The organism is Pseudocitrobacter sp. 73, from assembly GCF_008369545.1.
In the GTDB taxonomy this organism is placed as follows: Bacteria; Pseudomonadota; Gammaproteobacteria; order Enterobacterales; family Enterobacteriaceae; genus Pseudocitrobacter; species Pseudocitrobacter vendiensis.
On sequence record NZ_VTZO01000006.1, the window covers coordinates 361125 to 386547 of the forward strand.

At 54.6% G+C, this 25423-nt stretch carries 15 protein-coding genes and 1 pseudogene; 4 read left to right on the forward strand and 12 right to left on the reverse strand.

Annotation, left to right across the window (positions count from 1 at the left end):
- Positions 1-38: 38 nt before the first annotated feature.
- From yeiB to F0Q32_RS06730, 3 genes are all read right to left on the reverse strand, one after another.
- Positions 39-1196, reverse strand: coding sequence for a DUF418 domain-containing protein YeiB (gene yeiB / locus F0Q32_RS06720; protein WP_149462473.1), 1158 nt, complete (start codon positions 1194-1196; stop codon positions 39-41).
- 14 nt (positions 1197-1210) lie between these two features.
- Complete coding sequence (gene folE, locus F0Q32_RS06725; RefSeq protein WP_041686408.1) at positions 1211-1879, reverse strand: GTP cyclohydrolase I FolE; 669 nt, start codon at positions 1877-1879, stop codon at positions 1211-1213.
- Positions 1880-1993: 114 nt separating this feature from the next.
- Positions 1994-3130 carry a YbfB/YjiJ family MFS transporter gene (locus tag F0Q32_RS06730; RefSeq protein WP_149462474.1) on the reverse strand — a complete coding sequence of 379 codons (1137 nt, stop codon included), beginning with the start codon at positions 3128-3130 and terminating at the stop codon, positions 1994-1996.
- 138 nt (positions 3131-3268) lie between these two features.
- On the opposite strand from F0Q32_RS06730, the gene fghA reads away from it, so the two are divergent.
- The gene (gene fghA / locus F0Q32_RS06735) at positions 3269-4105 is read left to right on the forward strand and encodes an S-formylglutathione hydrolase (RefSeq protein ID WP_149462475.1); all 837 of its coding nucleotides are present in this window, start codon (positions 3269-3271) and stop codon (positions 4103-4105) included.
- 129 nt (positions 4106-4234) lie between these two features.
- Here the strand turns inward: fghA and cirA are convergent, their stop codons facing one another.
- The 3 genes from cirA to yieE all read right to left on the reverse strand — a co-directional run bounded on the left by cirA (position 4235) and on the right by yieE (position 9047).
- A complete protein-coding gene (gene cirA, locus F0Q32_RS06740) occupies positions 4235-6205 on the reverse strand; it encodes a catecholate siderophore receptor CirA (protein ID WP_149462476.1) in 1971 nt (656 codons plus the stop codon).
- Between the two features lie 338 nt (positions 6206-6543).
- A complete protein-coding gene (locus tag F0Q32_RS06745; RefSeq protein ID WP_149462477.1) occupies positions 6544-8013 on the reverse strand; it encodes an amino acid permease in 1470 nt (489 codons plus the stop codon).
- A 164-nt stretch (positions 8014-8177) separates the two neighbouring features.
- Positions 8178-9047: a DNA-binding transcriptional regulator YeiE gene (gene yieE, locus F0Q32_RS06750; protein WP_149462478.1), complete on the reverse strand. Its 870-nt coding sequence runs from the start codon at positions 9045-9047 to the stop codon at positions 8178-8180.
- 118 nt (positions 9048-9165) lie between these two features.
- Between yieE and F0Q32_RS06755 the strand changes: the two genes are divergently transcribed.
- Both F0Q32_RS06755 and nfo read left to right on the forward strand, forming a co-directional pair.
- Positions 9166-10215 (forward strand): YeiH family protein, encoded by a 1050-nt coding sequence (locus tag F0Q32_RS06755; RefSeq protein ID WP_149462479.1) that lies wholly within the window; start codon positions 9166-9168, stop codon positions 10213-10215.
- Between the two features lie 80 nt (positions 10216-10295).
- Positions 10296-11153, forward strand: coding sequence for a deoxyribonuclease IV (gene nfo / locus F0Q32_RS06760; protein ID WP_149462480.1), 858 nt, complete (start codon positions 10296-10298; stop codon positions 11151-11153).
- Positions 11154-11199: 46 nt separating this feature from the next.
- On the opposite strand, the gene fruA is transcribed toward nfo, so the two are convergent.
- Genes fruA through fruB form a run of 3 tightly spaced genes read right to left on the reverse strand, consistent with a single transcriptional unit; the run spans position 11200 to position 14971 of the window.
- Entirely contained in the window at positions 11200-12885 is a 1686-nt protein-coding gene (gene fruA, locus F0Q32_RS06765) for a PTS fructose transporter subunit IIBC (protein WP_149462481.1), read from the reverse strand.
- Positions 12886-12901: 16 nt separating this feature from the next.
- Positions 12902-13840 (reverse strand): 1-phosphofructokinase, encoded by a 939-nt coding sequence (gene fruK / locus F0Q32_RS06770; RefSeq protein WP_108473649.1) that lies wholly within the window; start codon positions 13838-13840, stop codon positions 12902-12904.
- Positions 13841-14971, reverse strand: a complete 1131-nt coding sequence (gene fruB, locus F0Q32_RS06775) for a fused PTS fructose transporter subunit IIA/HPr protein (protein ID WP_149462482.1) — start codon at positions 14969-14971, stop codon at positions 13841-13843.
- A 371-nt stretch (positions 14972-15342) separates the two neighbouring features.
- On the opposite strand from fruB, the gene setB reads away from it, so the two are divergent.
- Positions 15343-16524, forward strand: a complete 1182-nt coding sequence (setB, locus tag F0Q32_RS06780; RefSeq protein ID WP_149462483.1) for a sugar efflux transporter SetB — start codon at positions 15343-15345, stop codon at positions 16522-16524.
- Here setB and F0Q32_RS06785 read toward each other — a convergent pair.
- The 3 genes and pseudogenes from F0Q32_RS06785 to F0Q32_RS06795 all read right to left on the reverse strand — a co-directional run bounded on the left by F0Q32_RS06785 (position 16521) and on the right by F0Q32_RS06795 (position 24900).
- Positions 16521-17846: an HlyD family type I secretion periplasmic adaptor subunit gene (locus F0Q32_RS06785; RefSeq protein ID WP_149462484.1), complete on the reverse strand. Its 1326-nt coding sequence runs from the start codon at positions 17844-17846 to the stop codon at positions 16521-16523. The genes setB and F0Q32_RS06785 overlap by 4 nt on opposite strands.
- A gap of 2 nt (positions 17847-17848) precedes the next feature.
- Positions 17849-19580, reverse strand: a pseudogene (locus F0Q32_RS06790) (type I secretion system permease/ATPase).
- Between the two features lie 49 nt (positions 19581-19629).
- On the reverse strand, positions 19630-24900 hold the full coding sequence (locus F0Q32_RS06795; RefSeq protein WP_149462485.1) for a peroxidase family protein: 5271 nt from the start codon (positions 24898-24900) through the stop codon (positions 19630-19632).
- Between the last annotated feature and the right edge of the window lie 523 nt (positions 24901-25423).

Genomic DNA, 25423 nt, shown 5'->3' on the forward strand with positions numbered 1-25423 from the left:
GGTTACATCCGTTTTGTTAATGATTGTGATCCAGATCGTTATCTGAATGTTTTACGCAAGGAAATACCGGAGGCGCGTGCGGTGAGCTGTCGCCACAGCCATTCGAGCGGCCCCTGACGAAAATAACGCAACCACAGTAATGAGAAGACGATATTGACCAGCCAGACCGGCACGACAAATGCCAGCAGCGTCAGGCGGTCAAATTTCATAAACAGATCAAACCGATAGAACAGCGTGGTGCAGATAAGCGTTTGCAGAATGTAGTTTGACAGCGCCATCCGCCCGACGCAGGCGATAGCGATGACCAGCCTGGAGTGACAGATTTGCGGCCAGTAGCCCCACGCCAGCGCCGCATAGCCCAGCGTTTGCAGCGGCGCGCTCAGTTCGCGTGGTGCCTGTAACAGAAAAGCGCACCAGCGATAATCCCAGCCCAGCTGCCACTGCGCGACAATCGCCGGCAGGTTAATCAACATGCCGATAGCAATCAGCGATGCACCGGTGCGTCGGTAATGTCGCAGGCTAAACTGCCCTTTCAACCAGCCACTACGCATCAGCGCCGCGCCCATCAGCATCATCCCCGCCAGCTGCCAGCCATACTGTGCGCCAAGCGCCAGCAGATTCGCGGACAACATGTCTACACGGTTGCTAATGGCTTCCCTGCCGCCGTTCACCTTCCAGAAGTGTTCGTAAAGCAGCGTAGAAGCATCCGGCACCCAGGATCGGCTCTGCCCCGAGTCGGCAATCAGCCCCAGCAGCACCAGCAGGCCGACGCCCACCAGGTACAGCATCGCCCCGGTCTTAAACAGTGATTTCACATCGCGCGCTTCACGGATTAAACGCCAGCTGATTAATCCAACCAGCGCGTAGGCCAGCAGAATATCGCCATCCCAAAGGAGCAAACCGTGAATAAAACCGAGTAAAGCGAGCAGCGTTAACCGCGACTGGATCCAGCGTTTACCGCGGGGCAGAAGCAGTTGCAACCCGGCACCAAACAGCAGCGCAAACAGCGTGAGGAATTTGACCTGCGCAAAGAGGTCGAGCACCGCCCAGGTCCAGGCATCGCTTGAGGTGATATCGCCATACCAGGCGGGATTAAGATAGGCGGCTTTGGGCAAGCCAAAGCCGTTAATATTCAGCAGCAGGATACCGAGGATAGCCACGCCCCGCACGAAATCCAGGGTGACATTTCGTTCCATGTATCCTGCCCCGCTTAGTTATGGTGGCGTACGGCGCGCAAGAATTCCTGACGGGTATTCTGGCTGGATTTAAACAGGCCGCCAAGCGACGTCGTGGTGGTCGCGCTGGTAGCATCGCGTATACCGCGCGCTTTCACACAATAATGCACCGCATCAATGGAAACCGCCACGTTGTTGGTCCCCAGCAGGGTTTGCAGCGCAGTAAGAATTTGCTGCGTCAGGCGCTCCTGCACCTGAGGGCGCTGAGCGAAGAACTGCACGATGCGGTTGATTTTGGACAAGCCAATCACCGACTCTTTCGGGATGTACGCCACCGTTGCTTTACCATCGATGGTCACAAAGTGGTGTTCACAGGTACTGGTCAGCGTGATATCACGCACTGTCACCATCTCATCCACTTTCATTTTGTTTTCAATGACGGTGATTTTCGGGAAATTGGCGTAATCGAGGCCAGAGAAAATCTCATCCACATACATTTTGGCAATGCGATGCGGGGTTTCCATCAGACTGTCATCACTCAAATCGAGATTCAGCAACTGCATAATCTCGGTCATATGCCCTGAAATCAGACGCTTACGGGTTTCATTATCCATTTCGCGCACCGGCGGGCGCAACGGCGTTTCCAGTCCACGGGCCACGAGGGCTTCATGAACCAGTGCAGCTTCTTTACTCAGTGATGACATCTTTTCTTTCTCCAGCAGGTGGGGCGCTTCGCCCTTCATGGGGCAAAGTTTGCACTTATTGTGCGTGAGGCCGCGCACATAATCCAGTATTCGTAACGATAATTATTGCAATTGCTACTGCCTTGCATGCTCCGGTCGCCATACCAGCATGCCGCCGATAAACAGCGCCAGCGCCGCGCCCCCTAGCGCAGGGTCCAGGCGATGCGTAAGCCAGGTCGACAGCGCCGAGGTCATTGGACCAACCAATTGACCTACTGCATAACCGGTAGTCAGCAATCCGGCCATATAGCGGGCGTGACGCGGCGCCAGCTCCCGCCCGTATAGCAGCGAAAGCTGCACCGCGCACAGGAAACCGCCGCCCACCAGCGCTGCGCCCATGGCCAGGCCCGGTAAGCCAGGTATCAGCCATGCAAACAACACGCCAATACCCTGTAACCACAGGACCACCGCCAGCCGGTGGTGGCTCTGCCCCACATGACGCATCGCAATACTCAGGGCGATACCGATAACCGACGCGAGGCCAAATATCGGCCAGACAAACTGCGCAAACAGGCTACCGGGAAAGCGCTGCGCGGCCATTTGCGAGAGAAAGGTCGCGGGCAAAATATAGCCGAATCCTGCCAGGCTGTAGCTCCAGACCAGACGTTTAAGGTCGGCGGTAAGATGCAGCGGCTCTGGCTTTATGCCCGACGGATGCAGCGCGCCGGGCCGCGGCAACCAGCGCGCGACCAGGATAATCAGTACTAACGCCAGCAGGCCGTAAAGCAGCCAGCCCTGCGACGCGGCAAGCGACTGAGAATGGATCCACACCGCCAGCAGGCCGCTCAGGGCAATCCCCGCGCCCGGCCCGGCGAAGACTGCAGCACTCAGCCCGGCATGGCCCAACTGCGCAAGACGTTCGTTGGTCCAGGCGGCGGTTAGCACAAGCGCCCAACCGCTCATACATCCCAGAATCAGGCGCAGCACACCGTGCAGCCAGGCATTATCGGCCCACGCGGAAAGCAACGTGAATACCACCGCCCCGGCAATGCCCAGATACAGGCGCGTCTCGACGTGTCGCTGCGCGCACATGGCATCCCACGCACCAATCAGATAGCCCAGATAGTTCATCGCCGCCACCAGCCCGACACTGGTCAGTGTGAGCTGGTTATCGGCAATCATTAATGGCACCTGGGGCGTAAAGGCAAACCGCCCTATCCCCATGATAACCACTAAGACTATAAAGCCGCTGAATGCGATTCGTAAGGCCATACCGCCCCAATTGTTAACAATAAGTAATATGTATGATGCGGCATATCAAGATAATGCGGAAGTGAAAGTTACTCAACGGCAATGAATTATCTGTATGATGATCCCAGTATTTCTGATTGTGAATATAAGGAGCCTTGCATGGAATTGCTTGAAGAACATCGTTGTTTTGAAGGCTGGCAACAACGCTGGCGGCACGACTCCACTGCGCTGAACTGTGTCATGACGTTCAGCATTTTTTTACCGCCAACGCACGGGACAACGCCGCCGCCGGTACTTTACTGGCTGTCGGGGTTGACCTGTACAGACGAGAACTTCACCACTAAAGCCAACGCGCAGCGCGTTGCCTCTGAATTGGGTATTGTGCTGGTGATGCCCGATACCAGCCCGCGCGGAACGGATGTCGCCAATGATGACGGCTATGACCTGGGCCAGGGCGCGGGTTTTTATCTGAATGCCACGCAGCAGCCGTGGGCTGCGCATTTCCGGATGTATGACTATGTTCGCGATGAACTGCCGGCACTGATTCAGGATAAATTTAATGTCAGCGATCGCTGTGCTATCAGCGGACACTCAATGGGCGGGCACGGCGCGCTACTGCTGGCGCTGAAAAATCCGGGTAAATATGTCAGCGCATCAGCGTTTGCGCCCATTGTGAACCCAGGCAATGTGCCGTGGGGAAAGAAAGCGTTTACAGCGTATCTGGGCGAGGATCAATCGGCCTGGTCGCAATGGGACAGTTGTGCGTTGTTACATGCCAGCCAGGCTGACGCGGCCACACCGATGCTCATCGATCAGGGCGACAACGACCAGTTCCTGGCCGATCAACTGCAGCCTGCAGTGTTCGCGGAAATAGCGCGGCAAAAAGACTGGCCGCTCACTCTGCGCATTCAGCCGGGTTACGATCACAGCTACTTCTTTATTGCATCGTTTATTGAGGATCATCTGCGCTTCCATGCGCAGTATTTGTTGAAGTAAGCGTGGGTTGCCGGATGCGCTAGCGCTTATCCGGCCTACGAGTGCGTGCGGTCAGTGGATTTCCCGAAGACACATCACGCGTAGGTCGGATAAGGCGTAGCCGCATCCGACATTACCGCTATCGCACCATCAGAACCGGTAATCCACCGCCATAAAGTAGCGACGACCATCTTCGTTATAGCTGTAGTCATCACGACTCAGGTCTTTATCCCCCAGGTTCAGCACACCCGCACGCAGCTTAACGTTTTGCGTAGCCTGCCATGCGCCGCCCATGTCCCACGTCGTGTAGCCGCCCGGAGTTTTCGAGGTTGCGCTCACCGCACGCTGTTCTCCGTTGTAACGCGCCGCCAGATAGAACGACCAGTCCTGTACCGGCGTCCAGTCTACGCGACCGTTAGCCGTATGGAACGGCAGTTCCTGCAACGGTTTATTCCCGCCATTACTGAGATCGCGACCATCGTTATAGGTGTAGTTCAGCGTCACTTTCCATTGTTCGCCAAACGGCACTTTCAGCTCGGTTTCTACACCCTGAATTCGTGCTTTGTTCACGTTGTAATACGCGAAAATTGGCTTGCCGCTGGAATCAAAACCAACGAAGTTGGAATAGCCTGGCGCCGCGCTGACATCAGAAGTACGCGCGATGTTGATCATATCTTCCACATCGTTGCGGAAGGTGGTCACACTACCCTGTACCCCTTCCAGCCAGCCCTCTTCACCCTGATAGTAGAGGCCGATTTCCCAGCTTTCGCTGGTTTCAGGTTTCAGATCAGGGCTCCCGACGATACGACAACCACCACGGCAGGAGTTGGTCGTCCAGTCCGGGCTCAATTGCAGCAATGATGGGGCTTTAAAGGCCGTCGCCCAGCCGCCTTTCACCGTGACGGTATCCGTTGCGCTATAAACGAGGTAAGCACGCGGGCTCCAGTGGTCGCCATAGGTTTCGTGATCGTCCATACGAATACCGGTGGTCAGCGCCAGCGGTTCAAAAATACGCCATTCGTCTTCAATAAACAGCGCGTACTGGCTGGCGGAGGTTTCGCTACTGGTACCGCCGGTCAGGTTAACCGGATCTTTCAGTTTATCGTGTCGCCATTCGCCGCCGAACGTAATCAACTGGTTGATAGCCCCCACCGGCAGCACATATTTACCGTCAACGGTTTTGCTTTCGGAGGTGATTGGGCTGCTATTGCCAGGATTCTTGTTATCGACTTTTTCACCGTAGAACTTCAGTTCGCTGTTACCGACATCCCAACGACCGTTATGGCTCAGGGAATAGTTTTGACGCTCAAGACGGTTCTTATCCAGCGAATCTGAATTTCTGTCCTGACGGTCAAAACCGTAACCAGCGGTGATGTCCTGATTATCCGTAGGTGTCCAGGCAAATTCGACGTTGGCATCGCGGCTGGTGAAGCCTTCGATACGCGGCGTTTCACCGGTCGCACTGGTGGTGGACGATTCCTGTTTATCTTTCTCACGTTTGGAGAGGCTACCAAAGGCTTTCACCCCCAATACGCCATCTACCAATGGGCCGCTGGTAAAGAACTGGCCGTTGTAAGTATCGCCGCGATCGCGGTTTTCCTGGATGGTGGTATCAGCTGTGATGCTGCCCGTCCATTTCTGACCAATCTTTTTGGTGATGATGTTTACCACGCCGCCCAATGCATCGGAACCGTAGAGCGAAGACATCGGCCCGCGCACCACTTCGATACGCTCGATGGAATCTGCCGGGATCCAGTTCAGGTCGAAGTCGTTATGACGGAAAACGGCATTGCGCGAATTCACGCGTTTGCCATCGATAAGAATCAGGGTGTAGCTGCTGTCGAGGCCGCGAATACTCACGCCCTGGCGGTTATCGCCTTCGTTGGTGAGCTGTACGCCCGGCACTTCCTTGAGGATATCTTTCAGGTTTTGCACCGGCTTGCGTTGCAGATCTTCCTGAGTGATCACGCTGATACTGGCGGGGGCATCTTTGACGCTCTGCTCAGTTGCAGCAGCGGTGACGACCATTTGTTCGCCTTCAGTGGCGGCGGTAACCGGCAGCGCCAGTGACAAAGCGGACACGCAGAGCCCGCCCCGGACGAAGGGGTTTAACCTGAACATTCCAAATCTCCATGAGGTGAATACGTAATTATTTCAAAAGGGTACTGCTCACACTGACTGCTTCACGCTGCTGACCTTCAGCGCTTATTTTTTTTATGCAGATGTGGCTGTCGCCTCATGTCGGTCACGATTTACCGTAAGAGAGGGAGTGGCTTCATCCAGTATTAACGCGGGTGATGATAAAGAGAATGATAACAATTATCAATTAAGTTATTTAAAGTTATGTCAATATGTAATCGTTTAATTCTATCAATACAGGAATAATCTTAGGTGAGGAGTAATTTTGAGTAAAAAAAAGCCCTCTTTGCGTGAAGAGGGCTTCTTAGGATGAGCGTTAATTATTTCTTAAAGCGCTCCGGGAAGTGCATTTCGCTGTAGCGAACGAAGCGTGTTCCACGGCTCAGCTTATAGCCGAACCAGATAATCAGGAACAGCGGGATGCCGATATAGGTGGCAGCAACGCCGCCCCAGTCAATGGTATCGGCAAGGAACGCTTCATAGTTCTGACCCAGGGTGATAATCAGGCACAGAACGAACGCGAAGATCGGCCCCAGTGGGAAGAATCCGGAACGGTAAGGCAGATTGTTAATATCATTGCCCTGCATTACGTAACCGCGACGGAAGCGATAGTGACTGATGGCAATCCCCAGCCAGGCGATGAAGCCCGTCATCCCGGAAGTATTCAGCAGCCACAGGTAAACGGTCTGGTTACCGAACATAGAGGTCAGGAAGCACAGCCCCGCAATCACCGTCGTCGCGTACAGCGCATTGCGCGGTACACCGCCTTTCGACAGCTTAGAGAAGATGCGCGGCGCTTTACCGTCACACGCCAGGGTGTAAAGCATACGCGTGGATGCGTACATCCCGGAGTTACCCGCAGACAGTACCGCCGTCAGGATAACGGCGTTCATCACCGCTGCCGCAGAGAGCAGACCCGCATGCTGGAATACCAGGGTGAACGGACTCACGCTGATGTCTTTAACATCGTTACGCAGCAGGCTCGGATCGGTATACGGAATAATCAGGCTGATAATCAGGATGGCGAATACATAGAACAGCAGGATTCGCCAGAACACCTGACGCACCGCACGCGGAATGTTTTTCTCCGGATCCTCAGATTCACCTGCCGCGATGCCAATCAGCTCGGTACCCTGGAAGGAGAAGCCGACAATCATCGCCACGCCAATCATCGCCGACAAGCCGCCAGCAAACGGTGCATCGCCGGTCGTCCAGTTGCTCCAGCCCACTGGCTGTGCGCCTTTGAAGATGCCGATAATCATCATCACACCTACAATAATGAAGATGATAACGGTGGCGACTTTAATCAGTGAGAACCAGTATTCCGCTTCGCCGAAGCCTTTTACGGAAATATAGTTGAGCAAGAAAATGACGCACAGGAACACGGCGCTCCAGATCCAGCCCGGCGTATCCGGGAACCACCAGCTCATCACCAGTTGTGCGGCCACCAGGTCAACGGCGATAGTCACCGCCCAGTTGTACCAGTAGTTCCAGCCCAGCGCGAAGCCGAAGCCTTCTTCGACATAGTTCTGGCCGTAGGTGGCGAACGAACCGGAAACCGGCATGTAGGCCGCCAGTTCGCCCAGACTGGTCATCAGGAAGTACACCATCAGGCCAATCAGAATGTATGAGAATAACGCCCCACCGGGGCCTGCTGCGGAAATGGTTGCGCCTGATGCGACAAAAAGACCTGTACCGATTGAACCGCCAATGGCGATCATCGTCAGGTGACGCGCCTTGAGTTCGCGGCGGAGCGCGGGCGCTTGTGTGGTTTTAGTTTCGGAAACCATTTGAAAATACTGTCCATCCAAAAATTGAGGCGCGATTGTAGCAGACGATAAGCGCGTCTTCTGGCAGAAATGCGCAGTTATAAGAGACCTTCATGATTAGCGGCCAATTATAAGTAAAGCAGTACATGCTGTGACTGGCGAGTTTCTCGCCAGCTGGCAACAGCCTATGAGATGGTGCAGTACGAGAGAAAACGTTGTAACGCATTAGAAAGATGTTTCTGCCGATGATGAATGCGCCACAGCGTGCGATTCAGCCCCGGCAACGGCACCTTTACTTCCACAAGTTTTCCGCTTTCCAGTTGTTCGGCAATCACCCGGCGTGACAGACAGCTGATGCCCAGCCCGTGGCGCACCGCATGTTTAATGGCTTCGGAGTTGCCAAGCTCCATGCCCAGGCGGAACTGCGGCAAATGGGAAAGCAGAAGATAATCAACTATTTCGCGAGTACCGGAGCCCTTCTCACGCAAAATCCACGGCTGTGCCGACAGACGTGCGAGCGACACCTCCCCTTCCAGCAGTGGCGAATCCGGTGCGGCAAACACCACCAGCTCATCTTCCAGCCAGGGCTCCGCCACGATATCCGCTGAATGACACGGCCCCTCAATAAAACCAATATCGACGCGAAAATCGGCCACGGCATTAATGGCATCCTGGCTGTTGCCTACGCTGAGTTCGATCGGTAAATCGGGGAAATCCCGGCGATAGCGACCAATCATCTCCGGCAAAAGATAGTTACCGATCGTGCTACTGGCGTAGACGCGGATAGCACCGTTATCTTCCCGGAACAGTTGCTCAATCTCGGTTGCCTGCTCCAGCAATGCCAGCGCGCGCGGGTAAAGCAAACGCCCGTGCTCGTTTACCACCAACCGTTTACCGACGCGGTCGAAAAGCTGCACGCTGAGTTGCCCTTCGAGATCGGTCAACGCCGCGCTGACCGCAGACTGCGACAATGCCAGCATCTGTGAGGCCTGGGTAGTGGAGCCGCTTTTAAGTACTTCCGCGAACACTTCAAGCTGTCGCAGCGTGATATGCATATCTTTCCTGCCTGTTCAATCAATGCTTACCAGTTATTACGATTAATTATAAATATATAATCAATTTTATTTTTAAACCAGCGCGGCGTAATCTTTTGCCCAGACAAAGGAGAAGGTTATGGCAGAAATCACATTACGCGAACCTCATCGTTCTGTAAGACATTATCTCCCTGGGCTGGCGCTTAGCGCGATTATCACCGGGGCAGCACTGTGGGCCGGGAGCATTCCCGCTATTTCAGGGGCAGGCTTCAGTGCATTAACGCTGGCAATCCTGCTGGGGATGGTCATCGGTAACACGGTTTACCCTAAAATCTGGCAGCCCTGCGATGGTGGTGTACTGTTCGCTAAACAACACCTGCTGCGGCTCGGTATCATTCTTTATGGCTTCCGACTGACGTTTTCGCAAATTGCTGAAGTGGGCGTCAGCGGGATTGCCACCGATGCCCTTACGCTGACCAGTACCTTTTTACTGGCCTGCTGGTTGGGACAAAAAGTGTTTGGCCTGGATAAACAAACCAGTTGGCTGATTGGCGCGGGTAGCAGTATCTGTGGCGCGGCGGCCGTACTGGCGACGGAACCGGTAGTAAAAGCAGAGGCGAGTAAAGTGACCGTGGCAGTGGCAACCGTCGTTATCTTCGGTACGCTGGCAATCTTCCTTTACCCGGCAATGTATCCGCTGCTGGCGCACTGGTTCAGCCCGGAAACGTACGGCATCTATATTGGTTCAACTATGCACGAAGTGGCGCAGGTGGTTGCGGCAGGTCATGCGATTAACCCGGAAGCTGAAAACGCGGCGGTGATTTCGAAAATGCTGCGCGTGATGATGCTGGCTCCGTTCCTGCTGATTCTGGCAGCTCGCGTAAAACAACTGGCTCCGGCAGGCAGTGGTCAGAAAAGCAAAATCACCATTCCGTGGTTTGCGGTACTGTTCATTGTGGTTGCGATTTTCAACTCCTTCCACCTGTTGCCGAAAGCGCTTGTTGATGTACTGGTGACACTGGATACGGTACTACTGGCGATGGCGATGGCGGCACTGGGCTTAACCACCCACGTAAGCGCACTGAAAAAAGCGGGCGCAAAACCGATGCTGATGGCGCTGGTGCTGTTCATCTGGTTAATCGTCGGCGGTGGCGCTATCAACCTTGCGGTACACGCCCTGATGGCATAATCCATCACGACTTCTCCCTGTTAACCCGCTATGATTACGGTTTGATTTCCCCTCCTCTGGCGGGTTTAACAGGAGTCGTTATGAAATACATTGGAGCGCATGTGAGCGCCTCCGGCGGCGTAGCCAACGCCGCCATTCGTGCAGCAGAATTAGAAGCGACCGCTTTCGCCCTGTTCACCAAAAATCAGCGCCAGTGGCGCGCCGCCCCCCTCACCACAGAAGTGATTGATGATTTCAAAGCGGCCTGCGAAAAATACCACTACACCGCCGCGCAGATCCTTCCCCACGACAGCTATTTGATTAACCTCGGCCATCCTGTGGAAGAGGCGCTGGAAAAATCCCGCGAAGCTTTTATCGATGAGCTCAGCCGTTGTCAGCAGCTTGGCCTGACACTGCTGAACTTCCACCCCGGTAGCCATCTGATGCAAATTGATGAAGATAAGTGTCTGGCACGTATCGCTGAATCCATCAACATCGCGCTGGCGCAAACCGAAGGCGTGACCGCCGTGATTGAAAACACCGCCGGCCAGGGCAGTAATCTCGGTTTTAAATTCGAACATCTCGCGGCCATCATCGACGGCGTAGAAGATAAATCCCGCGTCGGCGTCTGCATTGATACCTGCCACGCCTTTGCCGCCGGATACGATCTGCGTACCACTGACGAATGTGCAAAAACCTTTGCCGAATTTGAACGTATCGTAGGCTTTAACTACCTGCGCGGTATGCACCTCAACGATGCAAAAAGCGCCTTTGGCAGCCGCGTTGACCGCCATAACAGCCTCGGCGAAGGCAATATTGGGCACGATGCCTTCCGCTGGATAATGCAGGACAGCCGTTTTGACGGTATTCCGCTGATTCTGGAAACCACAAACCCGGATATCTGGGCGGAAGAGATTGCGTGGCTGAAAGCGCAGCAGACTGAAACGGCTGAAGCCTAATGTAAAAAAAGGCCGAATCTTCGGCCCTTTTATCTTTGAAGCGTGTTTACGCCGCTTTCGCTACCCCTTCCGCGTCAGCACGTTTCAGCACCGCGTAGGACAAGCCCGCCACCAGCGTACCCGCCACAATCGCCAGCAGGTAACCCAGAACCGGGGTGATTGCGCCAGGGATCAGCAGAACAAACAGACCACCGTGCGGCGCCATCAGTTTTGCACCCACCGCCATGGAGATAGCGCCGGTGATGGCCCCGCCGACGATACAGCATGGCAGAACACGCATCGGGTCACGCGCTGCGAAAGGAATTGCCCCTTCGGAGATGAAGCACAGACCCAGCACCAGCGCCGCTTTACCACCTTCACGCTGACCTTTATCGAACTTATTGCGCGCAACCAGCGTGGCTACGCCCATCGCCAGCGGAGGCACCATGCCTGCGGCCATAATTGCCGCCATCGGCGCGTAGGTTTGCGTACTGAGCAGACCCACACCGAACGCATAAGCCGCTTTGTTCACCGGGCCGCCCATGTCGGTACACATCATACCGCCGAGGATTGCGCCCAACAGGACGGCATTCGCCGTACCCATGGTTTGCAGCCAGTGCGTCAGGCCTGCCAGAATGCCGGCAACCGGTTTACCAATCAGGTAGATCATTGCCAGGCCGACGAGCAGGCTGGACACCAACGGAATGATCAGAATCGGTTTCAACGCTTCCATGCTCGGCGGCAGTTTCAGCTTCGTGCTGATGGCTTTCGCCACATAACCGGCCAGGAAGCCCGCGATAATACCGCCGATGAAGCCGGAACCGGTGCTCACGGCTAACATACCGCCGATCAGACCCGGCGTCAGGCCAGGACGGTCAGCAATTGAGAAGGCAATGAAGCCCGCCAGCACTGGAACCATCAGGGCAAAGGCTGAACCGCCGCCGATTTGCATCAGCGCAGCCGCCAGCGTGTCTGGTACTTCGAACGCTTTGATACCAAAGGCAAAGGAGAGCGCGATACACAGGCCGCCCGCCACCACCATCGGCAGCATGTAAGAAACGCCGGTCAGCAGATGGCGATAAGCGCCGCCGCCCTCTTTCTTCGCGCTGGCCGCAGCCTGAGTTTGACCGGTCGGTTGATACGGCTTCGCTTCGGCAACGGCTTTATCAAACTCCTGCGCCGTTTTCTTCAGCGCCAGGCCGGTCGAGGTACGGTACATCGGTTTACCCGCGAACTTCGCCAGGTCCACTTCGATATCCGCCGCTACGATAACCAAATCGGCCTGCTCAACTTCTTCCGGGGTGATAGCATTGCCTGCGCCCACGGAACCACGGGTTTCAACCTTCACCCACATACCGCGTTTTTTAGCTTCAGTTTCAATTGCTTCTGCCGCCATAAAGGTGTGCGCAACACCGGTCGGGCACGCGGTTACCGCCACGATGCGTTTTACCGCGCCGGAGGTTGTCGGTGCCGCAATGGCAGGCGCTTCGTAAGGCAGCGCATGGCCTTTCGCTTCCCCAAGGAACAGTTCCGGGTGCGCGACTGCGCGATTAATATCGCCCAGATACACTTTCTTCCCGACCAGCGCGCTGTCCGCCGGAAGGGTTGAACCCAGCACAATCACCAGTTCCGCATCGTTCGGGTTATCAATCAGTTCGAGCTTTGCTTTTTGCGCCGCCGCGCCCAGCAGGGTTTTCGCCATGTAGGCGCGAGCCTGTCCGAGTCCGGCATCAATAATCAGCAGCGTTCTCATGATTTATCTCCTGCTGTTAATTAAACGGTTGTAAGTCAACGCGCGCCATCATGGCCGCCAGTTGGGTACGGTCGGTAATGCCGACGTTGCTCTGGCTGACAGCCAGTGCCGCCACCGCCGTCGCCAGACGCAGCGTGTGCTCGCTGGATTCACGCATCAACAGGCCGTAAATCAGGCCGCCGACCATGGAATCGCCTGCGCCGACGGTGCTGACCACTTCCATTGACGGCGGTTTCGCGATCCACTCACCGGACGCATTCACCCACAGCGCGCCTTCTGCGCCGAGTGAAATCACCACATGAGCGATACCCTGTTCACGCAGAGCGTGAGCTGCGTCGATCACGTCTTTCATTTCCGGCAGCTTGCGGCCTGCCCAAATTTCCAGCTCGCGACGGTTCGGTTTTACCAGCCACGGCGCAGCTTTCAGGCCTGCCACCAGCGCTTCACGACTGCTGTCGAAAATGATGCACGGGCACTGACTGCGCAGACGCGTCATCCAGTCGGTAAACGCTTCCGGGCTGACGCCCGCTGGCAGACTGCCGCTTACGCACACCATGTCGAACTGCCCCAGCCAGCTCAGGGAATCGTTCACAAAACGTTCCCAGTCTGCGGCAGTCACGTCGAAACCGGAGAAGTTGAAGTCGGTGACTTCGCCGTCTTTTTCCGTCAACTTAACGTTAATACGGGTACGGCCCTGCACCACCTGAAAGCGGTTAGCGATACCGAGTTCGCTGAACAGTTGCTGAAAACCGTCCTGATTGTCTTTCCCGAGGAAACCGCCGACGGTGACATCAATGCCCAGATCCTTCAGCACTTTTGCAACGTTAATCCCTTTACCTGCAGCATGCAGGCCGGTGGTACGTACCAGGTTAACTTCACCACGTTCAATTTCTGGCGTGAAGCCAACCAGATCGTAGGCCGGATTCAGTGTGATTGTTGCAACGCGTCTGCTCATTTATGCGCCCTCCCCGAGGCCAGAGGCAATCGCCTCTCCAATTGCGTCCAGTGCCTGACGAGCATCGTCCCCCTGAGCGGTGAAGCGCAGGCGATGGCCTTTCTTCACGCCGAGTGCGACGACTTTCATCAAACTACGACCGTTCGCCGGTTTACCGCTGCCATCAAGGTTGGTGACGGTGATATCACTGCTGAACTGTTTGATTGTATTGACTAACATAGTGCCCGGGCGGGCATGTAAACCATGCTCGTTGCGCACCACAAATTCTTCGCTTAATACGTCTTCCGCTGCCGCGTCGTCGCTGGTCAGCAGCGCCAGCACGGTGGCGGCATCAGCTTTCAGCAGACGTTCAGCTTTATTTTCCAGCAGCAGATTGCTCAGTCGACTGAGCACAGCTGTCGGTTGATCGTCAGCCATGGCCACGGTAATTAACATCGCGGCCTGAGATTCGCCAACGCTGACCGGGCTTGCCGCGCGGCTAACCGCCACAGCGCTACGCAGGTTGCCGTTCACGCCATCGCTCAGCCAGATACCCTGACCGAGATTCAGCGGTTGTTCATTAATTGCGTGTGCAACAAATGCACTATCCACCGCTCCGGCCTCTTTCAGACGCGCGGCGTTCAACGCCTGTAACGTCACCAGATCGTTGGCTGCAACATCCAGCGACAGCGTGTCGTTATCAAGCTTCAGCGATTCGCTCTGCTTTTCACCCATCAGCAACGCACGCAGCTCTTCAGCTGTGGTGGCGCTTTTGAGCTGTTCAGCCACGGAATCATCGCTCAGCACGTGCGTCAGCTGACGCAGCAGACCCAGGTGTTCATCAGAGCTCGCCGCGATACCGATAGCCACATATGCCGTTTGCCCTTCTCCCCAGGTCACGCCCTGCGGAAACTGATAAACCTGGACGCCGGTTTTCAGCACCTGGTCGCGCGTGTCGGTGGTGCCGTGCGGAATGGCGATGCCATTACCTAAAAACGTGGACGTTTGTTGCTCACGCGCCAGCATCCCGGCGACATAACCTTCCGCCACGTTGCCCGCACTGACCAGTGCTGAAGCAACCTGCCGAATAGCCTCTTCTTTATCCGCGGCCTGCTGACCGGGATGAATATCCTGAACAGATAACTGGAACATGGTTCTCCTCTCCTGCTGAATTGAATCGTTTCAGCTAACATGAGAAAAAAGGCGTCACCTTATGCCAGAATTAAGGTCAGATGACGCTGAAACGTTTCAATGGAGTCTGTGCCTTTCTTAACCAGCCTGCAAGATAAGTTGAATTTCTGATGTTTAAAGTTAGATCTACAGCACATTTTATTAGCATTAATACCACAACTGCTGACACCTTAATCGCCAGGATTTCAGGCGTCAGCAAAACGTCAGCTTGAGTGAGAATTATTTTGAAATGGCTTTTTAATTTTTATGTGCAGAATTTGATATAGATGGCTGTTCATTTTCTGAGTGGCGACGTAAACTCCCGCCTCCTGTCACGCTAGCGATTAAGAGATATGCAAAACAGTTCTGCCGCCGCCCCCCGACGTTCGTTTGATCTCACCTCATCGTCGTTTCTGATTGTTGCGTTTTTAACCGGTATCGCCGGAGCGTTGCAAACGCCGACCCTGAGCCTGTTTCTGACTAATGAAGTTCATGCGCGCCCGGCGATGGTGGGCTTCTTCTTTACCGGTAGCGCGGTCATTGGCATCCTGGTAAGCCAGTTTCTGGCCGGGCGATCCGATCGCAAAGGCGATCGCAAAAGCCTGATCGTGTTTTGCTGCCTGCTGGGTGTGCTCGCCTGCGTGCTCTTTGCCTGGAATCGTAACTACTTTATTTTACTGTTTGTCGGGGTTTTTCTGAGCAGCTTTGGCTCTACCGCCAACCCGCAAATGTTCGCTCTTGCGCGCGAGCATGCAGATAAAACAGGGCGTGAAGCGGTCATGTTCAGCTCTATTCTACGTGCGCAGGTGTCACTCGCCTGGGTTATTGGCCCGCCGCTGGCCTATGCGCTGGCGATGGGCTTTGGCTTTACGGTGATGTATCTCAGCGCGGCGATGGCGTTTATTGTCTGCGGTATCATTGTCTGGTTTTTACTGCCCAGCATGCATAAAGGTAAAGGCACCACCGCCGGACACATAGAAGCGCCGCGCACTAACCGCCGCGATGCCCTGCTGCTGTTTACCATCTGCACGCTGATGTGGGGCACCAACAGTCTGTACATCATTAATATGCCGCTGTTTATTATTGAAGAGTTACATCTGCCTGAAAAACTGGCGGGCGTGATGATGGGCACGGCGGCGGGCCTCGAAATCCCAACCATGTTGATTGCCGGATATTATGCTAAACGCTTCGGCAAACGCTTTTTAATGCGTATCGCGGCCGTCAGCGGATTACTGTTCTACGTCGGGATGCTGACGGTCCACACACCCGTTTTACTGCTCGGTTTACAGCTACTTAACGCAATCTACATTGGTATTCTCGCCGGTATTGGTATGCTCTATTTTCAGGATCTGATGCCAGGCCAGGCCGGTTCAGCGACCACGCTGTACACCAATACGACCCGCGTCGGCTGGATCATCGCCGGGTCGCTGGCGGGCGTTGTCGCGGAAATCTGGAGTTATCACGCGGTGTTCTGGATAGCGCTGGTGATGTGTGTCATCACCAGCGGCTGTCTGATGCGCGTGAAAGATGTTTAATACTCTTTAAAAGCCAGCTCAAGGCGGGCCAGCAGCGGTTTAAAGAGGTAACTCAGGAAGGTCCTTTCGCCGGTTTTAATCGTGACGCTTGCCGGCATACCGGCTTTAATTTTGTAGTCCCCCAGTAGTTTTACGCCTTCTCGTGAGACCTGAACTTCCGCCAGGTAATACGGCTGCTGGGTGGCTTCATCAATTAAACGATCCGCCGAAACGGTCAGCACCCGAGCAGGCACTGACGGTAATAACGCGTGGTTTAGCGCCGGGAAAAGAACATCCACCATTAATCCGGGCGCCATTTTATCAATCGCGTGCACCGGTATACGCGCGTCAATTTGCAGCGGTTGCCCGGCCGCAACAATATCCATCAGATGTTCCCCAGGCTGTATCACCCCGCCTATAGTACTCACCTTCACATCCAGCACCGTGCCGTTTATTGGTGAACGAATTTCCGTATTATCCAGCTCGTGACGGGTTGAAATGCGTTCATCCTCAAGCATTGAAAGCTCTTTTTGCTTCGAAGTTAATTCAGACTCCACCTCCTGCACGTATTCATGCCGCACCTGATAGAGTTTGATTTTGATTTCGTTTTGCTGCGACTTCAGTTTGGCGATATTTAAAATATCCTCGGATATGCTGCCGGAGATTTCCGCCGCCTCCCGCTCCAGCACCAGCATCTGGGCTTTGGGATAATAGTTTTTCTCACTCAGAGAACGAATTGCGCCGAGTTCGCGGCTGATAAGGCTAAACTGATGGTCGCGGAATCCTTTGACTTTGTTCAGGTTATTTATCTGCCCGATCAGACCTTCTAAATTTTCCTCAAGCATTGCCACTTCGTCCTGTACGGTTTTGCGCCGGGTTTCGAACAAGCGCGCCTGAAGCTGGCGGGCCTCCACCAGCCGTTTGCTTCCCGAAAACTGTTGTGTCAGCGATGCATCAAGAACGATGGCTTCTAGCCCATCACGTTCCGCAAGCAGGCGTTCTTCAATGGTTTTGGCTGACAAGTACTGCGCGCCCAGCGCGCTGTAGCGCATCTCCAGCGGCGTTTTATCCAGCCGTACCAGCACCTGATCTTTCTTAACCGTATCGCCTTCCTTTACGTCGATAGCCGTCACGCGGCCACCGCTCAGGTGCTGGAGCGTTTTCCGGTTGCTGGATACGGTGACTGTGCCATCAGCCACCACCCCTGCATCGAGTGGCGCTTTTGCCGACCACAGCAAAAAACCGCCGACACCGAACAGTATGACCACAAACCCTCGCAGCAACGGCGGCCAGATCCGGGTATCAACGCAGTCATCATCGTTTACGGAATTCTGCTTTTTCATTTTCAGGCCTCGCGTTGGTCGTTATTAGCAGACGGTTCAGCCATTTCAGCCACCGGTTTTAGAACGTTAGCCTGACGGAGGCTGGCAAACACCTGGTCACGGGTACCGAACTGCTGCATCGCCCCGTCGTTGAGTAACAGCACTTTGTTGACCACCCCAAGCAGCGTCGGGCGATGAGAAATAATGACCGTGGTTTGCCCCTGATTGCGTAAGGTATTAATGGCTTTAATCAGCGCGAACTCGCCAGCATCGTCGAGATTGGCATTGGGTTCGTCGAGCACGATAAACGCGGGATTGTTATACACCGCTCTCGCCAGCCCGATACGCTGACGCTGGCCGCCGGAGAGCTGATACCCGCCGACGCCAAGCGGGGTATCATAGCCCTGAGGAAAGCGGAGGATCATTTCGTGAACGCCCGCCAGTTGCGCTGCCGCGACGATCTTTTCACTGTCCATCAGCGCAAAACGCGAGATGTTTTCCATCAAACAGTTCGACGTCCTGCGGCAGGTAGCCTATGGCCGGGCCGAGCAGTGCTTTATCCCACTGGCAGATATCCGCGCCATCAAGGCGCACTTTGCCCGATAGCGTACCCCAGACGCCCACCAGCAGTTTTGCGAGCGACGTTTTACCCGAGGCCGACGGGCCGATGATCCCCAGCACCTCCCCGGCATCAAGCTGGAAGGAGATATTGCGCAGCGTCGGTGAACTCAGCCCCGGAGGCGCGGCGAACACATTCTCCACGCTGATTTTGCCCGTCGGGCGCGGCAGCGTGAGCACCGCTTTCGCCGCGGGATAGCTTTTCAGTAAGGTGGTCAACTGCTGCCACGCGCCGCGAAACTGCACAAACTGTTTCCAGCTACCGATCACCTGTTCAACCGGGTTCAACACGCGCCCGAGAATGATCGACGCGGCGATCATCAGGCCGGGTGTGATTTCCCCTTTAATGACCAGTAAGGCCCCGGCCCCCAGCGCGACGGATTGCAGCAGGATACGCACAAACCGGCTCAGGCCGCTTAAGTGCGCGGTTTTATCCGCAATCTGCGTTTGCAGCACCAGCACTTTATTGTGTTGCTCCAGCCAATCATTTTTCAGCGTTGGGAGCATCCCCATGGCTTCAATTGCATCCGCATTTTGCAGCTGCTTATTGAGTTTGCTGCCGTTATTTATCGTCAGCGCATGCGCCTGCTGAATCACACGTTTGGTTGATATTTCGGAAAACAGCGTCAGTGCGAACAGAATAATAATGCCCCCGGCAGAGAGGTAGCCAAGCAACGGATGCACAAGGAAGGCGATTAATAGATAGAATGGTGTCCAGGGAATATCCAGCAACGCGAAGAGACTGTTTCCGGATAAAAACTGGCGCACCTGATCTAACTCCGCCAGCGCCTGGGCCGGGTTATTATCTCCGGCAATTATCTTGCGCTTAAAGGCGGCGTTAAAAACCAACTGGTTTAATTTTACATCCAGCCGATTGCCGAGGCGCACCATCACGCTGGCGCGCGCCGACTCAATCAGGCCAATGACGATATATAGCCCAAATATCAGCAAGGTAAGCATTAACAGCGTGGTGGTGTTTTTGCTGACCAGCACGCGGTCGTACACCTGCAACATATAAATTGCCGGAGCCAGCATAAGCATATTAATGACACAACTAAAAAACAGCAGCAGAGTAAAAGTGGAGCGAGTTCCTTTCAGCGCCCTGTTCAGTTCTGATTGCGTATGCTGGCCCGACATAATCTTCTCCTTATAACCGGTTAATATCGGATGCGTGCCTTAAGCGTTATCAGAGAATAAAATCGCCGACGCTCATGGTATTGGCATTCACCCCATCCAGTGTGATGACATCGTTCCCAATAGTGATGGTGGCATCACCGGCAACGGTCGTGACACACACCTGAGCCGCAAAGTTGGTGATGTTCAACAACCGCAGGTCGATGAAATCCTGTCCACCAGCCGCATTGCTGTCGAAACCGGAGATCAAGTCGCGACCAAAGCTTGCAGAGAACGCAAAGGTGTCATTGCCGGCATCCCCGTTCATGGTGTCGTTTCCGGCCCCACCGTTAAGAATGTCGTTGCCTGCACCGCCCGTGAGAATGTCGTTACCTGCGCCCCCCAGCAGCGTATCGGTACCGCCGTCGCCCTGAAGGGTATCGTTACCGTCGCCGCCATCCAGGCGATCGGTGCCGTTCCCCCCTCGCAGCAGATCGTTACCGCCAAGCCCGGAGAGCGAATCGTTGCCATTTCCGCCGGTAATAGTGTTGGCCAGTGCGTTACCGGTACCGGTGTAGTTACCGTTGCCGGTGAAGACCAGTTGCTCAACGTTATCGGCCAGGACATAACTGGCGAGGCTGGTTTCTACTACGTCAGTTCCCGCATTGACGCCTTCGCTGACTACATCGCCCAGGTTATCCACGATGTAGGTATCATTACCGGTTCCACCGGACATCGTGTCGGCATCCAGCCCCCCGTTCAGCGTGTCGTCTCCGGCTTCACCTTCCAGGATATCCCGGCCCGCGCCGCCATCGAGCGTGTCGCTCCCCGTTCCGCCAATCAACGTGTCATCGCCCCCCAACCCTGACAGCACATCACTACCGCCCTCGCCGCGCAGAATGTCGCTTCCTGCGGTACCTGTGAGGTTGTTAGATTGATTGTTGCCAACGTTGAGATCGCCGACCACCTGCGTTGCCGCAGACGTCAGCACGACCGGCGGGTTGCCTTCGTCGTCACGGACGGTGACCACCACCTGTAGCGTCCGACCAACAACCGTCTGGGTCGGCGTATAGGTCGCGGCGGTTGCGCCATTAATGTTGACGAAGCCGTTGCCATTGCTCATTCGCCACTGGTAGCTGAAGTTACCACCGCTTAGGCCGTCAGCGTCCGCAATCCCGGAGACAATGGCGGTCAGCGTCAGGCTCTCAGTTGGAGTCAGGTCGTTAATGACCGGCAGCCCCGTGGTGGGTTGGTTGCGCGGCGTAACGGCCTGAGTGGGCGACGAGATAATCCGCTCGGCATCGCCCATCCGGTCGGTGAAGCTGGCGACGACGCGTAACTGCGCGCCCTGTAACCCGTTAGGTACACGGAATTCAGGGCCAGTCGCCTGATCTAGCCATTGCCCACCGCTCAGTGCCTGCCACGTCAGGGTGACCACGGTCGCTGCGGCAATCCCGTTACCATCACGTAAATTCGTGAGGTCGGCGCGCAGTAAATCGCCCTGCGAAGGCGTGGTGTCGCTGATGGCCAGACTCCCGGTCGCTGCCTGCGCGGTGACCCACAGTTGCTCGCCATCACCAAACTCCACTTTTTCGATGTTGAGCAGGCGGTCCACACCATCATCGTTGACTATCCCGGCTGCCGGTGTGGCATGGTCCACTCTCAGGCTGCCATCCGCCATGCGGGTAAAGAGGTAATTACTGCTCAGGTCTCGATAAACCGCAATGTCCGTTTCCGTGCCTGCGCCTTCACGCAGAATTTCGCGCACCATCGTAATCTGGTTCGGTTTCAGGGTGCCCGCCAGCATGTAGGATTTCAGCTCATTCAGGCTATCGGCGCTGGTGACGCCCGCCAGGCCGCTTACCGCCAGACGGACATTCAGCCAGGCATCGCCATCGATAATGTCATCGCCAGCCTTACCCATCATCCGGTCGCTGCCGCCGCCACCGAGCAGAATATCGCCGCCATTATCCGGGTTAAACACTACTGCATTTGGATTGTTGCTCCGTGTCCCCCCGATAATGCTCTGCAACCCGCTGATGCGGTCTACCCCTTCCTGAGTCAGGTTGTTTGACAACGGCACACCCTGAACAGGTGCAGTACCAATAGGCTGCTCAGTCCCGATCAGCACGTCGTTGAACTTCCAGCCTGACAGCCCTTCAACGAGGTCGAAGCGGTCTCGCAGGATAAACTCCTGCTGGTTTACGAAGATAGGAATGCCGAGATCCGAGTTCGCCCCATTAGGATCGCCCTTATGGATAGCCCAGTCGAACCCGGCCATGCCGTTGTTACGCTGGATACCGGCACCCTGCACCATGATGTCGTCACCCGCTTCGCCATCGTAGTCGGTGTCGTTGCCCTGACCGTTGAGAATGTCGTGGCCGATGATGGTGCTGTTGAAGAAGAGCTCAGAGTTCTCCCCGGTAAGGCTGTCAAAGCCATCACCGCCCTCCAGCCAGTCATCGCCTTCATTACCCAGCAGGGCATCGCCGCCAGAGCCGCCAAGCACGAAGTCGTTATCGCGTCCGGCGAAGACTTCTTGTGCATCTTCGCCCACCGACAGGAAATCGCTGCCGCTGCCGCCGAAGATCAGATCGTTTCCGTTACCGGAGAAGATAACGTCGTGGCCTGCGTCTCCATGCAGGAAATCTGCCCCGCCGATGGGCGTATTGGTGTCGGTAATGATGTCGTTTCCGTCGCCCCCGTGCACCACGTCAGCTTCATCGCCGCCGTCCAGACGGTCGTCGCCGCCATCCCCCCACAGGCTGTCGATACCTTTACCGCCGATGAGGGTATCGTTCCCGGCGGAACCACCGAGCACCACGTGTCCGTCACCGGAGTATTTCAGATAAGCACCGTCGGATGCTCCATCACCGTTCACATCGCCGGTAGCGGCACGACGTACCAGTAACGGCGTCAGCAAATCTTTCAGCGGATTGCCCCAGGTCGGGTCCGCATCCGTTTGCAGCGCGCGGTTCACTTCGAAGATGTAGTCCGGCGTCTGGAACAGGTGAGCCGGAAGATGTGACGACCCGGCAGCGCCCAGGTCACTGTTACGCATCACCAGCGCCGAGAAGGAGTTCGCTTCCAGCTCGTTGAGCATGTTCAGCCCCTGAGTGCGGCTGAGGTAGTAGAAACGGTCGCCGTCCTGCAACATCTCCATCTGGGTTTCAAAGACAAAGTTGAAGGTTGAGCCGAGCATGCCGCCAAACTCATTTTTCCGCTCTGCCAGGCCGCCAATCCAGAAATCAACATTATTCAGGCCTGATTCGCGATTCGCCCAGTTGCCGGTACTGTTGAAGAAATCCATGGCATCGGCGGGTGGCGAAGTCGTGTCATTGCCAAAGAGCAGGAAATTCACCGCCGCGCGTTTGCCCTCAATGGTTGACGCGGCAAGGATCGACGCATGTTGACCGTAGGCCGCCATAAAGTTGATGATTGACGCCGGATTTTTCAGGAACGAGGCAAAATCTGCCCAACTGATATAAGGCCGCAGCTGACTGTTTCCGCTCAGTTCATAGAACTGCTCACGCGCCTGATTCAGGGTTGGCATCCCGGTTTCACGCCCACGGGCGATGTTCAGCGCGCCTAAATCCAACGGCAGGCCGACCAGGTTGTTACGTAGCGCATCGGTAATAAATTCATCGATTTCGTTACCAACCTGCCGTGACATTCCACGCACAATGGCGCCAATCGCCTGGTCGTCAGAAATGATTTGCCCATTAAATTCATTAAACGCTACCGGGTTCAGGAAAGCCTGAATAAGACCAACATCATCCCCCTGCATCGCCATATTGGTACGATCAACGGTTTCCGTGAGCATCGAGTGACCAAAGCGGTAGACCACGTGGGCAAACTCGGCAAAAATCGCCGGGTTAATATCCGCGCTGTTCGAGAAGACAAACGGGTCGATGGCAGGCTGCACGGTACGGCCAAACTCTTCGAACACAAGGTGCTGATACTGCATTTCCGTGGCGAAGCGCGCGGCCTGGAACAGGTATTCACCGTTCCATTGCAGTGAAGTAAGATTCGCCGGAATCGCGGTTATCTGATGTTCCGGCATCAGCCATTGATTGATGAGATCGACATCGTTGGTTGCCAGCAGCGTGTTTTTGTACTCTTCCACCAAACGGTTGTGTTCGCTATGGAATACCGAATGCACCGCCGTTAAGCCGATGTTTTCATTCCCGCGCCCGTCACCAGTGATAAAGTGGCGGGCAAGGAGTTCGTCATCATATGTGCCTGCGACCGGCGCACCGCCAATAGCGGTATCGGCATCAGCCGTAAGCCCTGCGGTGGGTACCGCACTGTGGGCAATATCATCAAGGAAAGCGTGCCCGGTGCGCAATGTTCCCGCCGGAAGTGGTCCACCGTTGGCCTCGAACAGCCCGCCAGTAGTCACAATTTGTACCTTCCCATTTTCACTGAGGATCAAATTACCGTAGCGATCTGTTGCCAGTAGCGGAACATTAAATACATCCTGATCGGTTAATTTAATGCCCAGCAACATTTCCGCCTGCTGCTTAACGTCCGCCCAGGTCGCCAAACCACCGTTGGCACCTTCTAATAAATGACCTGTTGGAACCGGTTTCCCATCTACCATGACATATTCACGAATAAATATTTGGTGGGAAGGATGAGAGGTATAGGTTTGGTTCTGGTCGATAAAAGGCGTGGTCAGGTTAACGGTATTATGATTTTCATCCACCTGCGAGCGTGTCAGGACCATAAAGTTAGTTCTGGAACCTGGAACAAATAATGGATCATCTTCCTGAAGAGGAATAAATACAATGCCATTTCCCGCTTTGGGAATTAAATCCAGACCATGGTCAAAGAACTGGCCAAAGAACGTCATCCAGCCATTAAATGCCGGGGATAAACCGATATCAGGCGAGAGGTTAGGAATGGATAAACTGCCATTATCTGATACCGTTCCGCCGCCAGGAGAACCCGAAAGTTCTTCATGCGCCTCAATTGCCGCCGGGTTTGAGTCGGTCTGGTCTGAAATCAGATTACTGATAATACGTGGGTCTGCGTCAATAACCGTTGCACCATTCAACTGGGTGTAGCTGGTCAATGCGTCGGCATCCGCCCAGTTGATAGCCGTCAGCCTCGGCATGGTTTGATCGGCAGAACCATACAGTTCCTGCCCCGGTAACAGGTTGTTCCAGGAACCATCGACGGTGCGGATCCCATACGGTAACAGAGGGCTGGAGACGAGGTCGCGCAGGAGATCGCCATTGATACTGCCATCAGCATTGGTTGCTGCTTCGGAGATCTTGATTTGCTTCAAAATAAATTCAAGATCGTGCAGTGTGACGGTAAAATCATATTGTGAGGCCATAACCATTACCTCTTTATTAATTAACATGTTTTGCGCTTTCCCTGCACTGTGTAATGACAGGCGGAAAAAGAGCGAGCGGGAGCAGATAAGATCAATTATCTGTTACTATTGCAATTTCCCTTTTGTCATTAATGAATATCTTGTTAACTCAAGATAATAATTGAGAGGTAAGCGTTATCTCCTGACAAAATGCTTAAGTAAGACCGTCATATTTAATCACAAACGGCGATGAAAATTAAATATACAGGCAGACTGAGGCCTCAACAGAAGTGAGTGCGTAAAAAAACAGTCATTACGTTAATTTATAAAAAAGTATCGCTCATATTGATTACCAGACTAATATAGTTGCCATGCGTTATTATTGTAATATTAAATATGAAGGCTCCCTACTTTCTTAGTATCATACTTTTTCATTAAAAAAGGGCGATGAATACTCATTTTGTCATATATCTTTCAGAACGCTAACTTAATGAGATTGAATCATTTTTTTGGTGAATATATTTATTGATGTTGTCGAGAAATA